This is a genomic window from Streptococcus cuniculi (assembly GCF_004570575.1).
In the GTDB taxonomy this organism is placed as follows: domain Bacteria; phylum Bacillota; class Bacilli; order Lactobacillales; family Streptococcaceae; genus Streptococcus; species Streptococcus cuniculi_A.
This window is the reverse complement of the sequence record NZ_SPPD01000045.1, coordinates 1-1,336: the sequence shown is the minus strand read 5'-3', so window position 1 is coordinate 1,336 and position 1,336 is coordinate 1. Positions and strand designations below refer to the sequence as shown.

1 protein-coding gene is annotated in these 1,336 nt (G+C 43.7%); it reads right to left on the bottom strand.

What is annotated here, in order from left to right; translation table 11 throughout:
• Window positions 1-1,336 (bottom strand): MSCRAMM family protein (locus E4T82_RS12585; protein ID WP_265588342.1); only part of this gene is annotated, 1,336 nt, incomplete at both ends.

Below are 1,336 nucleotides of genomic sequence, written 5' to 3'. Positions count from 1 at the left end.
CTTCAGACAAGTCAAACTTCTCTGGTTGGAAATCTGGTTTTTCAGGTGTAATATCTGGAATTGGATTGTCCTTAAAGGTCATACGAGAGAGACTAATCAAAGCCTTGCTTGAGGTGAGTGTCCCTGCAAGTGTACCTTTGGCATTGGCATTTTGTTCCTTCTTGTCATCTGATTGACTGAAGGTGCGGGTAGAGAATGGTTTGGATCCGTCTTCTTGCTTAGAGGCGGTAATGGTATAGAGATCCGTCTTTTCATCGTAGCTCATGTGAACATAGATCGGGTCAATCTTTTCATATCCAGCAGGCGCTTCTACCTCTTCTATTTTCCAATCCCCGTAGAGGAGCTCCGTGGTCGCAAAACCGTCTTCATCCTCTTTGATAGTCGTTGTGAACTCGACAGCCTCTGCTTTGGTATCATTGATTGGCGTTGCCTTAAAGGTCACATCGTTGATACCTGAATGACTGCCGTCTCCCTTACTTTGAACAATCTTTTGAATAGATATTTTAGCCTTGATAATCTGCTCGAGGGATTTGGTGGTTGGAGTGACGATGTTTTTGGTCGCATCATCTTTCTTAGCAATAGTGAACTCGTGGATTTTTCCATCTAAAGCATAGCCTTCAGGAGCGTTTGTTTCCTTCCAGTAGTATTTACCTAAGGCGAGATTTCCAACCGCAACGGTCAAGTCCTTGTCATCCACATTTAAGACAACGTTCTCTCCGTTATCCACTTCTTGACCATTGATGATAGAGGTCTTGACCTTCTCACCTTTTAAGAGTTTGGCATTCGGGATATCCGTCCACTTGACCGGAGTATCTTTCTTATGGCTAGAAGCTCCTGCCCTATCTTCACCATAGTAAAGGGTATACTCTGCCTGCTTTAGAACCGCTTGACCTTGAGCTTCGATATCGGTATCCTTATCGCGTTTTTCAAGGGTATTTTCTCCCTTGATTTCATCATTGGTGCCTGAGACGGTAAGCTCTAGCGTCCCGTCTTGCTTTAGGCTAGCTGATTGAGCTTTAAAGGTTTTGGCGAAACCAGCCGAGGCAGAGACTTCTTCCACGGTGTAGTCTCCCAGCTGCATGTTTTCAACGAGTGCCTCTCCCTTGGCATCAGTTGTAATCTCATAAATCTTACCACTCTGCTTATTGGTTAACTTGAATTTGTTTCCAAGAAGACTGTAGTATTGATTCCACATGGCAAGTTGGGACTCTGTTCCTTTTTTAACAATCTTGATTTTACCTGTGATTTCATCGTTTGTGCCATTCACTGTGATGAGCTGATCATCTTTGCCATTAACACTTACTTTCGGCGTTTTGGCATCAAGAGTAATGTCTTG